Annotated in this window: 12 protein-coding genes, 1 tRNA gene and 1 pseudogene; 10 read left to right on the top strand and 4 right to left on the bottom strand. The window is 63.3% G+C overall.

The genetic code is table 11. The features are described from left to right. The first annotated feature begins 24 nt into the window (after positions 1-24). The 5 genes from glgC (at position 25) to bglA (ending at position 8,226) form a co-directional block, all read left to right on the top strand. Positions 25-1,290 carry a glucose-1-phosphate adenylyltransferase gene (gene glgC / locus AC04SI_RS11050; protein ID WP_192183714.1) on the top strand — a complete coding sequence of 422 codons (1,266 nt, stop codon included), beginning with the start codon at positions 25-27 and terminating at the stop codon, positions 1,288-1,290. A 22-nt stretch (positions 1,291-1,312) separates the two neighbouring features. Next, positions 1,313-2,758: a glycogen synthase GlgA gene (glgA, locus tag AC04SI_RS11045; RefSeq protein WP_488474216.1), complete on the top strand. Its 1,446-nt coding sequence runs from the start codon at positions 1,313-1,315 to the stop codon at positions 2,756-2,758. A 3-nt stretch (positions 2,759-2,761) separates the two neighbouring features. Next, positions 2,762-4,390 (top strand): alpha-D-glucose phosphate-specific phosphoglucomutase, encoded by a 1,629-nt coding sequence (locus AC04SI_RS11040; protein ID WP_404277276.1) that lies wholly within the window; start codon positions 2,762-2,764, stop codon positions 4,388-4,390. A gap of 194 nt (positions 4,391-4,584) precedes the next feature. Continuing rightward, entirely contained in the window at positions 4,585-6,597 is a 2,013-nt protein-coding gene (gene glgX, locus AC04SI_RS11035) for a glycogen debranching protein GlgX (RefSeq protein WP_488474215.1), read from the top strand. Then, positions 6,598-8,226, top strand: a complete 1,629-nt coding sequence (gene bglA, locus AC04SI_RS11030; RefSeq protein ID WP_404277278.1) for a beta-galactosidase BglA — start codon at positions 6,598-6,600, stop codon at positions 8,224-8,226. 6 nt (positions 8,227-8,232) lie between these two features. On the opposite strand, the pseudogene AC04SI_RS11025 reads toward bglA, so the two are convergent. After that, positions 8,233-8,361: pseudogene (locus AC04SI_RS11025) on the bottom strand (hypothetical protein); the annotation flags it as partial. 387 nt (positions 8,362-8,748) lie between these two features. On the opposite strand from AC04SI_RS11025, the gene AC04SI_RS11020 reads away from it, so the two are divergent. The 4 genes from AC04SI_RS11020 (at position 8,749) to AC04SI_RS11005 (ending at position 14,195) form a co-directional block, all read left to right on the top strand. After that, the gene (locus AC04SI_RS11020; RefSeq protein ID WP_488474214.1) at positions 8,749-10,341 is read left to right on the top strand and encodes a peptide ABC transporter substrate-binding protein; all 1,593 of its coding nucleotides are present in this window, start codon (positions 8,749-8,751) and stop codon (positions 10,339-10,341) included. Positions 10,342-10,514: 173 nt separating this feature from the next. Next, positions 10,515-11,438: an ABC transporter permease subunit gene (locus tag AC04SI_RS11015; protein ID WP_192183720.1), complete on the top strand. Its 924-nt coding sequence runs from the start codon at positions 10,515-10,517 to the stop codon at positions 11,436-11,438. Then, the gene (locus AC04SI_RS11010) at positions 11,431-12,558 is read left to right on the top strand and encodes an ABC transporter permease (protein WP_404277280.1); all 1,128 of its coding nucleotides are present in this window, start codon (positions 11,431-11,433) and stop codon (positions 12,556-12,558) included. Before AC04SI_RS11015 ends, AC04SI_RS11010 begins: the two co-directional genes overlap by 8 nt. A gap of 17 nt (positions 12,559-12,575) precedes the next feature. Next, complete coding sequence (locus AC04SI_RS11005; RefSeq protein ID WP_404277452.1) at positions 12,576-14,195, top strand: ABC transporter ATP-binding protein; 1,620 nt, start codon at positions 12,576-12,578, stop codon at positions 14,193-14,195. A 27-nt stretch (positions 14,196-14,222) separates the two neighbouring features. On the opposite strand, the gene AC04SI_RS11000 is transcribed toward AC04SI_RS11005, so the two are convergent. Together AC04SI_RS11000 and AC04SI_RS10995 are read right to left on the bottom strand one after the other, a co-directional pair. Then, complete coding sequence (locus AC04SI_RS11000) at positions 14,223-14,564, bottom strand: hypothetical protein (protein ID WP_488474213.1); 342 nt, start codon at positions 14,562-14,564, stop codon at positions 14,223-14,225. Between the two features lie 186 nt (positions 14,565-14,750). Further along, a tRNA-Pro gene (locus AC04SI_RS10995) sits at positions 14,751-14,827 on the bottom strand. Positions 14,828-15,027: 200 nt separating this feature from the next. Here AC04SI_RS10995 and AC04SI_RS10990 point away from each other — a divergent pair. Continuing rightward, positions 15,028-16,548, top strand: a complete 1,521-nt coding sequence (locus AC04SI_RS10990; RefSeq protein ID WP_404277282.1) for a phosphomannomutase/phosphoglucomutase — start codon at positions 15,028-15,030, stop codon at positions 16,546-16,548. A 36-nt stretch (positions 16,549-16,584) separates the two neighbouring features. Here the strand turns inward: AC04SI_RS10990 and AC04SI_RS10985 are convergent, their stop codons facing one another. After that, positions 16,585-17,472 (bottom strand): NmrA/HSCARG family protein, encoded by an 888-nt coding sequence (locus AC04SI_RS10985; RefSeq protein ID WP_404277283.1) that lies wholly within the window; start codon positions 17,470-17,472, stop codon positions 16,585-16,587. Positions 17,473-17,525: the final 53 nt, after the last annotated feature.

Raw genomic sequence — 17,525 nt, 5'->3', positions numbered from 1 at the left:
GACTGAGTGACTTGGGAGGGTAATATGGCAGACACGAAACGGACCCAGCCGCTGGCGCGCGACGCTATGGCCTATGTGCTGGCGGGCGGGCGCGGCAGCCGCCTCAAGGAATTGACCGACCGGCGCGCCAAGCCAGCGGTCTATTTCGGCGGCAAGACGCGCATCATCGATTTCGCGCTCTCCAATGCTCTCAACTCAGGCATTCGCCGCCTCGGTGTCGCCACCCAGTACAAGGCGCATTCGCTGATCCGCCACCTGCAGCGTGGCTGGAACTTCCTGCGCCCCGAGCGAAACGAAAGCTTCGACATCCTGCCCGCCAGCCAGCGGGTTTCGGAAACGCAGTGGTATGAGGGCACGGCCGATGCCGTCTACCAGAACATCGACATCATCGAGGCCTACGGGCCCGAATACATGGTCATCCTCGCCGGCGACCACATCTACAAGATGGACTACGAGCTGATGCTGCGCCAGCACGTCGACGCCAATGCCGACGTCACTGTAGGCTGCCTCGAAGTGCCGCGTATGGAAGCGACCGGCTTCGGCGTCATGCATGTCGACGCCAAGGACAACATCATCGCCTTCGTCGAAAAGCCGGCCGACCCGCCCGGCATTCCCGACAAGCCGGAGTTCGCCCTGGCCTCGATGGGCATCTACGTCTTCAAGACCAAGTTCCTGATGGAGCAACTGCGCCGCGATGCTGCCGAGCCCGGCTCGAGCCGCGACTTCGGCAAGGACATCATTCCCTATATCGTCCAGAACGGTAAGGCGATCGCCCACCGCTTCGCCAAATCCTGCGTGCGTTCGACCGCCGAGAACGAGGCCTACTGGCGCGATGTCGGAACAGTCGACGCCTATTGGGAGGCCAATATCGACCTCACCGACGTGACGCCGGAGCTTGACCTCTACGATCGCGACTGGCCGATCTGGACCTATGCCGAATTGAAGCCGCCGGCAAAGTTCGTGCACGACGAGGATGGCCGGCGCGGCTCGGCTGTCTCCTCGCTGGTGTCGGGCGATTGCATCGTCTCGGGCGCTTCGCTGAAGCGCAGCCTGATCTTCACCGGCGCCCGCATCAATTCCTATTCGACGCTGGAAGAAGTCGTCATGCTGCCCGACGTTCATGTCGGCCGGAACGCAAAGTTGAAGCGCGTGGTCATCGATCACGGCGTAAGGATACCGGAAGGGCTGGTGGTCGGCGAAGATCCCGTGCTCGACGCCAAGCGTTTCCGCGTCTCGGAAAAAGGCATCTGCCTGGTCACGCAGGACATGATCGACAAGCTGAAGCTGTAGGCAGAATTGGATTTGTAGGCGCATGCAGGTTCTGTCGGTCACGCCCGAGATCTTCCCGCTGATCAAGACCGGCGGGCTTGCCGACGTGACCGGCGCGCTGCCCATTGCGCTGGCCGGCAAGGGCGTCGCCATGCGCACGCTGATCCCCGGCTATCCTGTCGTCATGGACGCTTTCAAGAAAAAAAAGGCGGTCTATCAATACCCGCTATTGCAGGGCGGCAAGGCCTCGATCCATGCCGTCCAGATCGCCGGGCTCGACCTGTTCGTGCTCGATGCGCCGCATCTGTTCGACCGTCCCGGCGGCCCCTATGGCAATGCGACAGGCGCCGACTGGCCGGACAATTGGCGGCGCTTCGCCGCCTTGAGCCAGGCCGGCGGCGACATAGCCGGTGGCGCCATCTCCGGCTACCAGCCCGACATCGTGCACGCCCATGACTGGCAGTCGGCGATGACGCTGGCCTATATGCGTTACGGCAAGGCGGTCGGCATACCGTCGCTGATCACCGTGCACAATCTCGCTTTTCAGGGTCAGTTCGGCGCCGGCATCTTCGGCGAGCTTGGCCTGCCGGCGGTGGCGATGGCGCTCGACGGCGTCGAATATTACGGCGGTGTCGGCTTCCTCAAGGCCGGCCTGCAGGCCGCCTGGGCGATCACCACGGTGAGCCCGACCTATGCGCAGGAGATCCGCTCGGCCGAATTCGGCATGGGCCTCGACGGCCTGATCAACATGCGCTCGACCGATCTCTACGGCATCGTCAACGGCATCGATGTCGACATCTGGAACCCGGAAACCGACAAGCATCTGGTGGCAAGTTATTCGGGCGCGACGCTTGAGGCGCGGCGCGCCAACCGGACGGCGGTCGAGGACCGCTTCGGCCTCGAGCGCGACGACAGCCCGATCGTCTGCGTCATCAGCCGGCTGACCTGGCAGAAGGGCATGGACATACTCGCCGCGGTCGTCGACGGCGTCGTCGCGGCCGGCGCGCGGCTGGCGATCCTGGGCTCTGGCGACGCCGGTCTCGAAGGTGCGCTGCTCGCCGCCGCCGCCCGCCATCGCGGCCGTATCGGCGTCGTCGTCGGCTATGACGAGGGGCTCTCCCACACCATGCAGGGCGGTTGCGACGCGATCATCATTCCGTCGCGCTTCGAGCCTTGCGGGCTGACCCAGCTCTACGGCCTGCGCTATGGCTGCGTGCCCATCGTCGCCCGCACTGGCGGCCTTGCCGATACCATCATCGACGCCAATGAAGCGGCGATTTCGGCCGGCGTGGCGACCGGCTTCCAATTCGCGCCGAACAATGCCGGCGCGCTGCTGCACGCCATCCGCCGGCTGGTCGACGCGCATGCCAGCGCCGCAACCTGGCAATCGATCCAGCGCCAGGGCATGAAGGCCGATGTCTCGTGGGACAAGAGCGCCGAAAAATACGTCGAACTCTATCGCTTGCTGCTATCGAAAAGGGCTGCCTGAGGCATGATCAGAACCGTCGCCACCAAACCTTATCTCGACCAGAAGCCCGGCACCTCCGGCCTGCGCAAGAAGGTGCCGGTATTCCAGCAGGAGCATTATGCCGAGAACTTCATCCAGTCGATCTTCGACGCGCTGGAGGGATTTGAGGGCAAGACGCTGGTGATCGGCGGCGACGGCCGCTTCTACAACCGCGAGGTCATCCAGAAGGCCATCGCCATGGCCGCAGCCAACGGTTTCGGCAAGGTGATGGTCGGGCAGGGCGGCATATTGTCGACGCCGGCCGCTTCGCACGTCATCCGCAAATACAAGACCTTCGGCGGCATCATCCTGTCGGCCAGCCACAATCCCGGCGGTCCGCATGAGGATTTCGGCATCAAGTACAATGCCGGCAATGGCGGCCCGGCGCCGGAAAAGCTGACCGACCTGATCTTCGAAAAGACCAAGACGATTGCGAGCTTCAAGATCGCCGACATCGGGCCGATCGACATCGACAAGATCGGTACCGTCAAGGCGGACGGCATGACCGTCGAGATCATCGATCCAGTCACCGACTATGCCGAGCTGATGGAAAGCCTGTTCGATTTCGACGCCATCCGCGCCAATTTCAAATACGGCTTCCGCATGCGCTTCGACGCCATGCATGCGGTCACCGGGCCCTATGCCAAGGAAATCCTCGAACGGCGGCTTGGCGCTCCCAACGGCACCTGCTGCAACTTCAAGCCATTGCCGGATTTCGGCGGCCATCACCCCGATCCGAACCTGGTCCATGCCAAGCATCTCTACGACGAGATGATGGGACCGGACGCGCCGGATTTCGGCGCCGCCTCCGATGGTGACGGCGACCGCAACCTGATCATCGGCAAGGGCATCTTCGTCACGCCGTCGGATTCGGTGGCGATGCTTGCCGCCAACGCGCATCTGGCGCCGGGCTACAAGGAAGGCCTCAAAGGCATCGCCCGCTCGATGCCGACCAGCGGTGCGGCCGACCGCGTCGCCGAAAATCTCGGCATCGGCATCTACGAGACGCCGACCGGCTGGAAGTTCTTCGGCAATCTGCTCGATGCCGACATGGCGACGATCTGCGGCGAGGAAAGTGCCGGCACCGGCTCCAACCATGTCCGCGAGAAGGATGGCCTGTGGGCGGTGCTGTTGTGGCTGAACATCCTGGCGGTGCGCGGCGAAAGCGCCAAGCAGATCGTCACCGAGCACTGGGCAACCTACGGCCGCAACTATTATTCGCGCCACGACTATGAAGAGGTCGAGACCGATCGCGCCAACGCCCTGGTCGACGAGCTGCGTGCCAAGCTTGGCTCGCTGCCGGGCACCAGCGTGCGCGGCATGACAATCGCCAGCGCCGATGATTTCGCCTACCACGATCCGGTCGACGGCTCGGTCAGCAAGAACCAGGGCATCCGGGTGCTGTTCGAAGGCGGCTCGCGCGTGGTCTTCCGCCTGTCCGGCACCGGCACCTCGGGCGCGACGCTGCGCGTCTATATCGAGCGCTACGAGCCCGACAAGGCGAGGCACGATCTGGACACGCAGGAGGCGCTTGCCGATCTGATCGAGGCTGCAGACGATATCGCCGGGATCAAGAGCCACACCGGCCGCAACAAGCCGAGCGTGATTACTTGAGGTTGGTTGAGAGGGCTCCCCCTTCTCCCCTTGTGAAGGGGACCGAGCGAAGCTCGGTCGGATGAGGGGTGCTCCAGCTTGGCGCAATCGGCGTTCAAATCACTGATGCCTCATTTCTTCCAACACCCCTCATCCGTCTCGGCGCTGCGCGCCGATCCACCTTCTCCCACAAGGGGAGAAGGGGAGGCGCTCGCGTGAGCCAGCTCGGCGCAACCGTCAGCCGCGAGGGCATCCGTTTTGCCGCCTGGTCGTCGTCGGCGAGGCGCCTTTGGGTCTCGATCTTCGACAAGACTGGAAACCGCGAAATCGACCGGCTCGAGCTCCAGCCGGAAGGCGAGGGCGTCCATGCCCTGTTCGTCGCTGGCCTCGGTGCCGGCGCGCGATACGGCCTTCGCGCCGATGGTGATTATGCGCCCGATCGCGGCTCTTGGTTCGATCCGGAGAAGTTGCTCGTCGACCCCTATGCCGTTGAGATCGACAGGCCTTATGCCCATCACTGGCGGCTTGCCGCGCGGCGCAACGAGGGCGCAGACACCGCGCCGTTGATGCCGAAGGCCGTGGCCAAGACCTTGCCGAAGCCGCTGCCTGTCTTGCCGCCCCTGTTCCGACCTGGTGGCCTCGTCTACGAAGTGCCGGTGCGCGCCTTCACCATGCTGCATCCGGATATCCCCGAGAGACAGCGCGGGACGATTGCGGCCCTTGCCCATCCTGCAATTATCGAGCACCTGAAGAAACTCGGCGTTGGCGCCGTCGAACTGATGCCGGTCACGGCCTCGATCGACGAGCGGCATTTGCCGCCGCTCGGGCTCAGCAACGCATGGGGCTACAATCCCGTCACCTTCATGGCGCTCGACCCGCGCCTGGCGCCAGGCGGGCTGACCGAATTGCGCGACACGGTCTCGGCACTGCGCAAGGCCGGCATCGGCACCATCCTCGACCTCGTCTTCAACCACACCGGCGAAAGCGACCGGATCGGCCCGACGCTGTCGCTGCGCGGCCTCGACAACAGCGCCTACTACCGGCACGAACCGGACGGCAGGCTGGTGAACGACACCGGCACCGGCAACACAGTCGCCTGCGATCACCCGATCGTCGCGGAGATGGTGCTGGACACGCTCCGTCATTTCGTCCGCCATGCCGGGGTCGATGGTTTCCGCTTCGACCTCGCGCCCATTCTCGGCCGCATCGACGGCGTGTTCGACCCGGCCGCGCCACTGCTCAAGGCCATCGCCGCCGACCCCGTTCTCGCCGACAGGGTTCTCATATCGGAGCCCTGGGACATCGGCCTGGACGGCTATCAGCTCGGCAATTTTCCAGCGCCCTTCCTCGAGTGGAACGACAGATACCGCGACGATGTCAGGCGCTTCTGGCGCGGCGACGCCGGCATGGTCGGCGCGCTGGCGACAAGGCTCGCCGGCTCGTCCGATGTGTTCGCCAAGGCAGATCAGTCGGTGAACCGCACTGTCAACTTCATCGCCGCGCATGACGGCATGACGCTGGCCGACCTCGTCGCTTACGAGCGCAAGCACAACGCGGCCAATGGCGAGCAGAACCGCGACGGCCACAACGAGAACCTGTCGTGGAACAACGGTGTCGAAGGCGAGACCTCGGATACTGGGATTGCCGAAGACCGTTTTCACGACCGCTGCGCGCTGCTCGCCACGCTGTTTGCCTCGCGCGGCACGATCATGCTGACGGCGGGCGACGAATTCGGCCGCACGCAAAAGGGCAACAACAACGCCTATGCCCAGGACAATGCGATCACCTGGCTCGACTGGGCCGGGCGCGACCTGAAGCTGGAAGCCCACGCATTCGTGCTCGCCGCAATACGCCGCGCCGCACCAGTGCTTTCCGGCACAGATTTTCTGACCGGAGAGCCGCCGGCGGGTTCGGACTTTCCCGACGTCGCCTGGCTGACCGAGACGGGAGCGCCGCTTCGCGAGGCGGACTGGCACGATCTGCGGCGGCATCGCCTGGTCATGCTGCTTGGCGGCGCCGGCGCTAGCGATGGCCGCTTTGCCGTCATCGTCAATGGCGACCGTCGCCAATCGATATTCACGCTACCCGGGCGTGAGGGATTTCATTGGGTTCCGGCGATCGAAGCCCCGGCCGGCGGCGTCGACATCGCACGGCCTGTGCCGGGGCGGACGGTGATTTTCATGATTGAGCGCCGAGCCGGAAAGGCCAGCGCCAGGAAGGGTTCGTAAATGGCTGACCAAAATGCCGAATGGTGGCGCGGCTGCGTCATCTACCAGATCTACCCGCGCTCCTTCCAGGATACGACGGGCGACGGCAGCGGCGACCTACGTGGCATCACCAACCGTCTGGAGCATGTCGCCTCGCTCGGCGTCGACGCCGTCTGGCTGTCGCCCTTCTTCAAGTCGCCGATGGCCGACATGGGCTATGACGTATCCGACTATCAGGACGTCGATCCGATGTTCGGCAGCCTCGAGGATTTCGACGCGCTGATCGCCGAAGCGCACCGGCTCGGGCTTAAGATCATCATCGATCAGGTCCTGTCGCATTCCTCCGACAAGCATGAATGGTTCGTCGAAAGCCGCGCCAGCCGCGACAATCCCAAGGCCGATTGGTATGTCTGGGCCGACGCAAGGCCCGATGGCAGCGCGCCCAACAACTGGCTGTCGCTCTTCGGCGGCCCGGCCTGGGAATGGGATGCCACGCGGCGGCAGTACTACATGCACAATTTCCTGGCCTCGCAGCCGGACCTGAATTTCCACAATCCCGAGGTTCAGGACGCGCTGCTGGAAACGGTGCGGTTCTGGCTGGAGCGCGGCGTCGACGGCTTCCGGCTGGACACGGTCAACTACTATTTTCATGACCAATGGCTGCGCGACAACCCGCCTCTGGCGGCAAGCGTCGCCGGCACCAACGAGGCCACCACCACCTATGCCTTTCAAATGCATCTGTTCGACAAGACGCAGCCGGAAAATCTGACTTTCCTCGGGCGCTTTCGGGCGCTGCTCGACGAACATGGCGGCCGCGCCGCGGTCGGCGAGGTCGGCGACGAAGACCGCTCGCTGCAGACGCTCGCCGCCTATACCTCCGGCGGCGACAAGCTGCAGATGTGCTACACTTTCGACCTGCTCGGCCCGCAATTCTCGGCCGCGCACATTCGCGGCTGCGTCGAGGCGTTCGAGACCGCGGTCGCCGACGGCTGGGTCTGCTGGGCCTTTTCCAACCATGACGTGGTGCGCCATGTCAGCCGCTGGACGCGCCCGGGCGGCGACCCCGAAGTGGTAGCGAAATTCTCCATCGCGCTGCTCTCCTGCCTGCGCGGATCGATCTGCCTCTACCAGGGCGAGGAACTCGGGCTGGAGGAGGCGGAACTCGCCTTCGAGGATTTGCGCGATCCGTTCGGCATCCGCTTCTGGCCGGGCATCAAGGGCAGGGACGGCTGCCGCACGCCGATGGCCTGGGAAGCGGGCGCCGACAATGCCGGCTTCACCTCGGGCAAGCCGTGGCTTCCCGTGCCGGTCGGTTATCGCGCCTGCGCCGTTGACATCCAGAACGGTGAGCAGGCGTCGGTGCTTGCCGCCTACCGGGCGATGCTCGGCTTGCGCAAGCGGCATCCGGCGCTGGTCACCGGCTCGATCCGCTTCCTCGATGCCGAAGGCGATGTTCTTGCCTTTATCCGTGAAGGCGGCGGCGAGACGCTGCTCTGCGTCTTCAACTTCGCCGACGAGCCGGCAAGCTGGGCGTTGCCGCCGGAATTGGCCAGCGTCGAGGCGATCGATCCGGGTGGCGCTGCTGCTGTTGCGCAAGAAGAGGGTCTGTCGCTGGCGCCGCTCGGCTGGTTTCTCGGGCGGGCAGGCTGAAGCATCCTATTGAACAAGCACGGAGCGCCCGCAGGTCGCGCCGGTAACACGGATATCGGCCTCGCCGACATACACGACGAGCGCGGCAAGCACATTGTAGACCAGGTCGTCGACTGGCGCGGTTGTCGAGGCCAAGGCCCAGCGTGCAACCATGCCGAGCAGAAGCGGACGAAGTTCCCGCGGCGTCTGTCCGGAAGCGAGGTCATGAACTGCGGCTTTTGGGGCTCTGCGGCATAGTGCCGAGCATGCCAAATCCCGACTGCAAAAACAGAAAACAGGCCGAGCAACCGTTGGGTGTGCCAAGTTGAAGGGCGTTAGACTTTAGACGTCGCTGTTTTAGCGGAAGGTTGCTCACTTAGCGTCAAGCAAGACTCGGTTGAAATCGCATTTCCGTCTGTCTAGTCTCCTGCCACCAGCCGCCGGACAGGGAACCGGCAGCGCGCTCAAAAGGGGCCAGATATCGGTTCCGGGGCGTCAACACGTAAAGGCGCGCCGACGGCAGTGCCGACAGGGAGAAACGTCATGCTGAAAAATATGCTGAAGGCGACATTGTTCGCTACGACGATGGCTTTGACGGCCGGAACGTTCTACACGCCGGCTTTCGCCGAGACCGTCTATAACAGAGGCAGCGCCGCCGAAGCGGAGACGGTCGATCCGCACAAGACCTCGACCGTCTACGAAGCCGATATCATACGCGACCTGTTCCAGGGACTGGTCATGCACGATCAGAAGACGAACCTCATTCCGGGCGCCGCCGAAAGCTGGACGGTATCGGATGACGGCACCGTCTACACCTTCAAGCTGCGCAAGGACGGCTTATGGTCGGATGGCAGCCCGGTGACGGCGGACGACTTCGTCTACTCCTTCCGTCGGCTGGAGGATCCGGCGACCGCCGCCGAATACGCTTCCATGCTCTATCCGGTGAAGAACGCCGAGGAAGTCAACACCAAGAAAGGCAAGCCCGAGGATATGGGCGTCAAGGCGATTGACGCCAACACCCTGGAAGTGACGCTGAAGGCACCGACACCATACTTCTTGGAGATGCTGACCCACCAGGCCACCTATCCGGTCAACAAGGCCTCAATCGAAAAGCTCGGCGCCGACTGGATCAAGGCGGGCAATCTGGTTTCGAACGGCGCCTATACGCTGGCCGAGTGGATTCCCAATGACCACATGAAGCTGGTCAAGAATCCGAAATTCTGGGACGCCGCGAGCGTCAAGATGGACGTCGTCAACTATATCCCGACCGAAGACCGCTCATCGGCGATGAAGCGCTTCGAGGCAGGCGAACTCGACAGCTACGGCGACCTGCCGACCGAACAGCTCGCTGACCTCAAGACCAAGTTCGGCGATCAGGTCCGCGTCGGACCGTATCTCGGAACCTACTACTATGCGATCAAGACCGACAAAGCGCCGTGGGACAACCCAGAGCTGCGCACCGCCATCTCGATGGCGATCGACCGCGACTTCCTCGCGGAGAAAGTCTGGCAGAACTCGATGCTGCCCGGCTACTCGATGGTGCCTCCGGGCATCGCGGGCTACACCCCGGCAATGGCCAAATACGCCGACATGCCGCAGATCGACCGCGAGGACGCTGCCAAGAAGATTCTCGAGAAACTCGGCTATACGCCCGAGCATCCGCTGAAGATGGAGATCCGCTACAACACCTCGGAAAACCACAAGAACACCGCGGTTGCCATCCAGGAACAGCTGAAGCCGCTTGGCGTCGAGGTCACGCTGCTCAACACCGACACCAAGACCCACTACTCCTTCCTTGAGCAGAAGGGCAACTACGACGTGGCGCGTGCCGCCTGGATCGCCGACTACAAGGATCCCGAGACCTTCCTCGGCATCACACGCAAGGCCAGCGGCAACAACTATTCGAACTATGTCAGCCCGGCATATGAAGCGGCCATGGACAAGGCCGCGGCTGCCGGCGGCAAGCCAGAAGAGCGCATGAAGGACCTCACTGAGGCCGAGCGCATCCTTGTCGATGACGTCGGCAACATTCCGCTTCTCTACTACAGCTTCCACGATATCGTTTCCTCGAAGCTGCATGGCTTCGATGACAATGTGATGGACATCCATCCGTCCCGCTTCGTCTCCAAGGACTGAATCATCCTTGACCAGCCCGCCGCGCCTCATCTGGGCGCGGCGGGCTGGTCGGTCATCGCATCGGTCCGAAAGTCGTGCTCGATTTTCGGCAAGCCCGGTGCGAAGATTTGGCGCCGGAGCATGGCAATGCGTCCGCATTGACGTAATGTCGCTCTGGCCGAAGCGGGGCGCCGATGCTGCGATATATTCTCCGGCGGCTTCTGACCGCCATACCGACGCTATTCGTCATCGTGACCATGGCGTTCTTCCTGATACGCGTCGCACCAGGCGGCCCATTCAATCAGGAGCGGGGCTTGAGCCCCGAGATCAGGGCCAATCTGGAAGCTCAGTTCGGCCTCGACGATCCGCTCTGGCTGCAATATGCCCATTATCTCGGCAATCTTTTGCGCGGCAATTTCGGGCCGAGCTACAATTTGCCTGACTTCACCGTCACCGAACTCTTCGCCAAAGGCTTGCCGATTTCAGTCCAGCTTGGCACCTCCGCGCTGATCCTGGCGCTTCTGCTGGGTTCGGTGCTCGGCACCGTTGCCGCGCTCAACCAGAACAAGCTTGGCGACTATACGGTGATCGCGCTGGCGACCGCCGGCAGCACCATCCCTACCTTCGTCATCGCTCCTGTGATTCAGCTGGTGTTCGGATTGACCTGGAAGCTGTTGCCGATCGGCGGCTGGGGTGATGGCGCCTTCATCAACAAGGTCGGCCCGGTGCTGACGCTGGCTTTGCCGCAGATCGCCATCGTTGCCCGCCTGATGCGCGGTTCGATGATTGAGAGCTTGCGTTCGCATCATATCCGAACGGCGCGTGCGCTCGGCCTCTCCGACTGGTCGGTGGTGGTCAAGCACGCGCTGCGCGGCGCCATCCTGCCGATCGTTTCCTTCACCGGTCCGGCGGCCGCGGCGCTGCTCACCGGTTCGGTCATCGTCGAGACCATTTTCTCCATTCCCGGTGTCGGCCGCTATTTCGTCGATGCCGCGCTCAACCGTGACTACACGCTGGTGATGGGGACCGTGGTGGTGATTGCGCTCTTCACCATCGTCTTCAACCTGATCGTCGACGTCATGTACGCGGTCGTCGACCCGAGGGTGCGCTATGACTGACATCGCAGCCACCGCCGCTCCTCCGGCCGTCGTCGGCCGCTCACTCTGGGGCGATGCCTGGGCGCGGCTCAAGGCCAACCGCGCCGCCATGTTCAGCCTCTATTATCTCGCCTTCATTGGCGTCATCAGCGTGTTCGGCCCCTGGTTCGTGCCGCATCAATACACCACCATCTACGCCGACTACGTGCGCACGCCGCCAAGTTTTTCAGCCTATCCGAAGGCCGACATGATCGAGACTGCGCTCAAGGATGCGATCAAGCGCATGCGCGTCGACATCAAGGAGTGGAAGCAGAAGGGCGATCGCGTCACCGTAACCGTCACCTCGACCAAGCCGATCGACGAGCGCAACATCCGCTATCTCGACCGCTCCGATGCCTTCGACGACACCAAGATAGAGAGCAAGTCGCCTGACGGGCTCGAAGTGACGATGAGTACCTCGGTCAAGCAGCAATATTTCCTGTTCGGAACCGACAATACCGGCCGCGATCTGTTGTCCCGCACGCTGATGGCAGGCCGCATATCGCTCGCCATCGGCCTGCTTGCCGGCGTTGTCGCCGTGGTCATCGGCGTCCTCTACGGGGCGGCGGCCGGCTTTTCCGGTGGCAAGATCGACGAGGTGATGATGCGCATCGTCGATGTGCTCTATTCCTTGCCCTTCATCTTTTTCGTCATCATGCTGGTGGTGTTCTTCGGCCGCAACTTCGTGCTGATGTTCCTGGCGGTGGGTGCGGTGCTATGGCTCGACATGGCGCGCATCGTGCGCGGCCAGGCGCTGTCGATCCGGCGCCAGGAATATGTTCAGGCGGCCGAGGCCATGGGCGTCGGCCAGCGCGGCATCCTGATCCGCCATGTCATCCCCAATTTGCTCGGACCGGTGGTGATCTACATGACGCTGCTGGTGCCGCAGGTCATCATCCTTGAAAGCTTCCTGTCCTTCCTCGGCCTTGGCGTGCAGGAGCCGATGACCAGCTGGGGCGTGCTGATATCGGTCGGCGCCAAGAACATCGGCACCGCCAACTGGCTGCTCCTGTTCCCCGCCTTCTTCCTCGTCTCGACGCTGTTCGCGCTGAATTTCGTCGGCGACGGCCTGCGCGACGCGCTCGACCCGAGAGATCGATAAAGATGGCAACCGTTGATATGGGAATTCCCGAAACGATCCTCAGCGTCAAGGACCTTCGTGTCCGCTTCCGCACGCTCGACGGCGCAGTCGAAGCCGTCAAGGGCATCAACATCCACGTCAAGGCAGGCGAAACCGTTGCCGTGGTCGGCGAATCCGGTTCCGGCAAGAGCCAGACGATGATGGCGGCGATGAGCCTGCTGGCCTCCAACGGCGAAGCCACCGGCAGTGTCGACTACCGTGGCCGCAACCTTCTGACGCTGAGCAAGTCCGAGCTAAACAAGGTCCGCGGCCGCAAGATCAGCATGATCTTCCAGGAGCCGATGACCTCGCTCGATCCGCTCTATTCGATCGGCAACCAGCTGATGGAGCCTATCCGCAGGCATCGCGGGCTGAATGCGACCGAAGCACGCGAGGAGGCCCTCAAGCTGCTGCGGCTGGTGCATATTCCCGATCCCGAGCGGCGGATGAAATCCTATCCGCACGAAATGTCGGGCGGCCAGCGTCAGCGCGTCATGATCGCCATGGCTTTGGCCAACGATCCCGACATACTGATCGCCGACGAACCGACGACGGCGCTTGACGTGACCATCCAGGCGCAGATCCTGATGCTGCTCGCCGAACTGCAGCGCAAGCTCGGCATGGCCATTGTCTTCATCACCCACGATCTCGGCATCGTCAGGCGCTTCGCCGACCGCGTCTACGTCATGCGCCAGGGCGAAGTGGTCGAGGAGGGCGACGCCGAAGCGCTCTTCGCCAGCCCGCAGCACGCCTACACCAAGATGCTGCTTGCCGCCGAGCCGACCGGTTCCAAGGCGCCGCCGCCGGTCAACGCGCCGGTGCTGCTCGAAGGCAGGAATGTCGAAGTGGTGTTCAGGATCGGCGGCGGCTTTCTTTCCGGCGAGCCGCTGATGCTGCGCGCCGTCGACCGCATCTCAATCCGGCTGCAGCGCAACCAGACGATCGGCATCGTCGGCGAATCCGGCTCGGGCAAGTCGACGCTCGGCCGCGCTTTGCTCAGGCTGCTGCCCAGCGACGGCCTGATCCGCTTCGGCGATCGCGACATTTCCGGTGCCGGCCGGCAGGCGATGCGGCCGCTCAGGCGCGAAATGCAACTCGTCTTCCAGGATCCGTTCGGCTCGCTGTCACCGCGCATGACCGTCGGCCAGGTCATCACCGAAGGGCTCCTGGTGCATGAGCCGAACCTTTCGGGCAAGCAGCGTGACCAGCGTGCCGTCGAGGCCTTGCTTGAGGTCGGGCTCGATCCCAATTCGCGCAACCGCTATCCGCATGAATTCTCCGGCGGCCAGCGCCAGCGCATCGCCATCGCGCGGGCCATGATCCTGAAGCCGAAGCTGGTGGTGCTGGACGAGCCGACCTCGGCCCTCGACCGCTCCGTGCAGAAGCAGATCGTCGAATTGCTGCGCAAGCTGCAGGCCGACCACGGATTGTCCTATCTGTTCATCAGCCACGACCTCGCCGTCGTGCGCGCCATGGCCGACTACATCATCGTCATGAAGCAGGGCAAGATCGTCGAGGAAGGGCCGACAGAGGCAATCTTCAGCAATCCGCAAGCCGCCTACACGCAAACGCTGATGAACGCGGCGATCGATGTCACGCGGTTTCGGTTGAGCGCCTGAGGCGACAGTCGTCCGACGGCTTGCCACTCATTGCGAAGAAGGGCACTGGCGCTTCCTTGCCGCGACGATGGCTAGTTGTTGCTGCTGGAGCCGTTCGATTCTGGCCGTCTCGCGGTTGGCGACCGCTGTCTTGACGGTCGAGCCGCCGAGCAGCCAGCGTGGGACGCTGGTATTGGCAACCTTGCCGCGGGTGATAGCGGTTTGCGAAATGTCGCTGGCCGTGTCGCCGAGCGCGCTGTTGAGCTCGGTGCACGTCATCTTGTCGTATTTCGCCGGGTCGAGCGATCTGCCCGTCGACGAACAGCCTGCTGCAAGAAGGAGCATAGCGGCCAGGGTGAATGGCAAGGCGGCCGTCGACGTCAGCTTCATGTCTTGTCCGGTCTCGCCATTCCTGACTCCATCATACCCGTGCAACTAGGGCAGGGCGCCATTAGGTCAAAGTGAGGGCTTGCTGTCGAGCATCATCGCGACTGGCCACGATCCGGCACGCATTTGGAGCTGCTCGATTGATGTGGGGGCGGCGGGAGGAACAAACACCCAAGTGCTTGTTTTTTCTGGTCGGAGTGGCAGGATTTGAACCTGCGACCCCCTCGTCCCGAACGAGGTGCGCTACCAGGCTGCGCTACACTCCGTGACCAGACCGCGGGCTTATAGCCGCCGTACTTCGTTCCTGCAAGCGGCAATGGCAGCGCTTCTGTCGCATTTCGTCCGCTTTCGTCCGGCATGGCCGGAATGCTCGGATTTTCCCCCGGGATAAACACGGTCTAAAGGCTTGCGTGCTAAGCCGCTGCCTCGATAGATCGTATTTTCTGCCGCCTGGAGTTCTGCTGTCTTGCCCCTAAAAATCGTTGGCGATGCCCGGCCCAACAGCTTCGAATTCGAAACCGACGCGCTGATCAAGGCGTCCGGCTTTCGCGAATACGACGCGCGCTGGTGGTTCGGCCATCCGGGCTCGACGGTGCAGCCGGAGCTCAACCTGATCGGCGTCCAGGCGCTCGGCATGGGGCTGGGCACGCTGATCCGTCGTCTCGGCGCCGGGCCCGACATCGTCGCCGGGCATGATTTCCGCTCCTATTCGCTTGGCATCAAGCTGGCACTGGTGTCCGGCCTGATGGCCGCCGGCGCCAGGGTGAAGGATATCGGGCTGGCGCTGTCGCCGATGGCCTATTTCGCCCAGTTTGCGCTGGATACGCCCTCCGTCGCCATGGTCACCGCCTCGCACAACGAAAACGGCTGGACCGGCGTCAAGATGGGTGCGACGCGGCCGCTGACCTTTGGCCCCGAGGAGATGGGCGCGCTGAAGACAATCGTGCTGGCAGGCGATTTCGACCTTGCCGGCGGCGGTTCCTACGAATTCGTCTCCGGTTTTCGCGCGACCTATCTCGACGACCTGGTCGGAGACAAGCGCATAGCGCGCAAGCTGAAGGTGGTCTGCGCCTGCGGCAACGGCACCGCCGGCGCCTTCGCACCGGAGGCGCTGGCGCGCATCGGCTGCGAGGTCATCCCGCTCGACGTCGAGCTCGATCATACCTTCCCGCGCTACAATCCGAACCCGGAGGACATGCAGATGCTGCATGCCATCAGGGACAAGGTTTTGGAGACAGGGGCCGATGTCGGCCTCGGTTTCGACGGCGATGGCGACCGCTGCGGCGTCGTCGACAATGAAGGCAACGAGATCTTCGCCGACAAGGTCGGCGTGATGCTCGCGCGAGATATTTCGCGGATCTATCCCGGCACGACCTTCGTCGTCGACGTCAAGTCGACCGGCCTGTTCAACACCGACAGCGTGCTCAGCGCCAACGGTGCCGTCACCGACTACTGGAAGACCGGCCATTCCTACATCAAGCGCCGCGTCGCCGAACTCGGCGCCGTCGCCGGCTTCGAAAAGTCCGGCCATTTCTTCTTCAACCCGCCGATCGGCCGCGGCTATGACGATGGGCTGATCACCGCTATCGCCATCTGTCAGATGCTCGATCGCAGCCCGGACAGTTCGATGGCCGATCTCTACCGCGCGCTGCCGCTTACCTATGGCACGCCCACCATGTCGCCGCACTGTGCGGACGATGTGAAGTATGGCGTGGTCGAGCGGGTGGTTTCCGACTTTCAGGCAATGCAGCGCGACGGCGCTATCTTCGCCGGCCAGAAAATCGCCGCACTCGTCACGGTAAACGGGGTGCGCGTCGTTGCCGAGGACGGCACCTGGGGTCTGGTGCGGGCCTCCTCCAACAAACCGGAGCTGGTCGTCGTGGTGGAGAGCCCGGTATCGTCGGAGCGGCGCCGGCAGATGTTCGAAGCCGTCGACGCCGTGCTGCGCCGCAGCGCCGAGGTTGGCGCCTACAATCAGACCATTTAGGTTCAGGCCTCGGCTTTGGGTTCAGGCGAAGAGCAGTCAGGCGGAGGAAGATGCCCGCTTGAGTGCGCTCCAGTCGAATGCGCGCGCCCAGTCGGCAAAACTGTGCCAGCGGACCTCCGGGAATTCCTTGTGCAGGGCGGCGATATCGACGTCGTAACCGATACGGTCGAACCATTCGAACATGAGTGCCGCATCCTCGCTCTGCTCGCGGGCCACGGCGATCGGGATTTCCTGGTAGTGGATTGGGCGGCCGATGGCTTGCGTCAGGATCTTCGCCTGTTCCTCGCCGGACAACTCGTCCCCGGCAAAATCAAAGCGCTTGCCGAACACCTGTTCGCGCTGCTCGACCAGAGCGGCAACGAAAGCGCCGATATCCATCAGGGTGACCAACTGGAGGACGCGCTTCGGGGGCATCGCAAAGGCATGCGTGCCCTGGCTGAGCGCGCCGATCGACCATGGCGCGACGACATTCTCCATGAAGGCGACCGGCGCGCTGATCGTGTAGGGGACGCCGAGCCCGACGATATGCTTCTCAACGAGATACTTGCTGTCGAAATGCGGGATGCCGGTTTGCTTGTCCGCGTCGGCAACCGACGAATAGATCAGATGCCCGACGCCGGCAGTCTTCGCCGCATCGGCGGCAAGAATCCCCTGGCGCGTCTCCTCCTCCATGCCGGCCTCATAGCTGTTGCCCATCAGGAACATGGTGTCGACGCCGCTTGCGGCTCTCACGACGGAGGCTGTGTCGGCGAGATCGCCGCCCACGACGTCGGCGCCCGCCAACGCCAGCTGCCTTGCGGCATCGCTGTCCGGCCTGCGTGTCAGTGCCTTGACGCGATGTCCTTTCGACAGCAGGGCGCGCGCAACCGCGCCGCCTTGCTGGCCGGTGGCGCCGGTCACCAAAATGCTTCGTTTGCTGGTCATTGAGTCTGCTCCTTCGTTGCGGTGGAGCAAATTTAGGGACTGCCATATTGATG

The organism is Mesorhizobium sp. CNPSo 4689, assembly GCF_057784325.1.
This window is presented reverse-complemented; position numbering and strand designations above follow the sequence as displayed.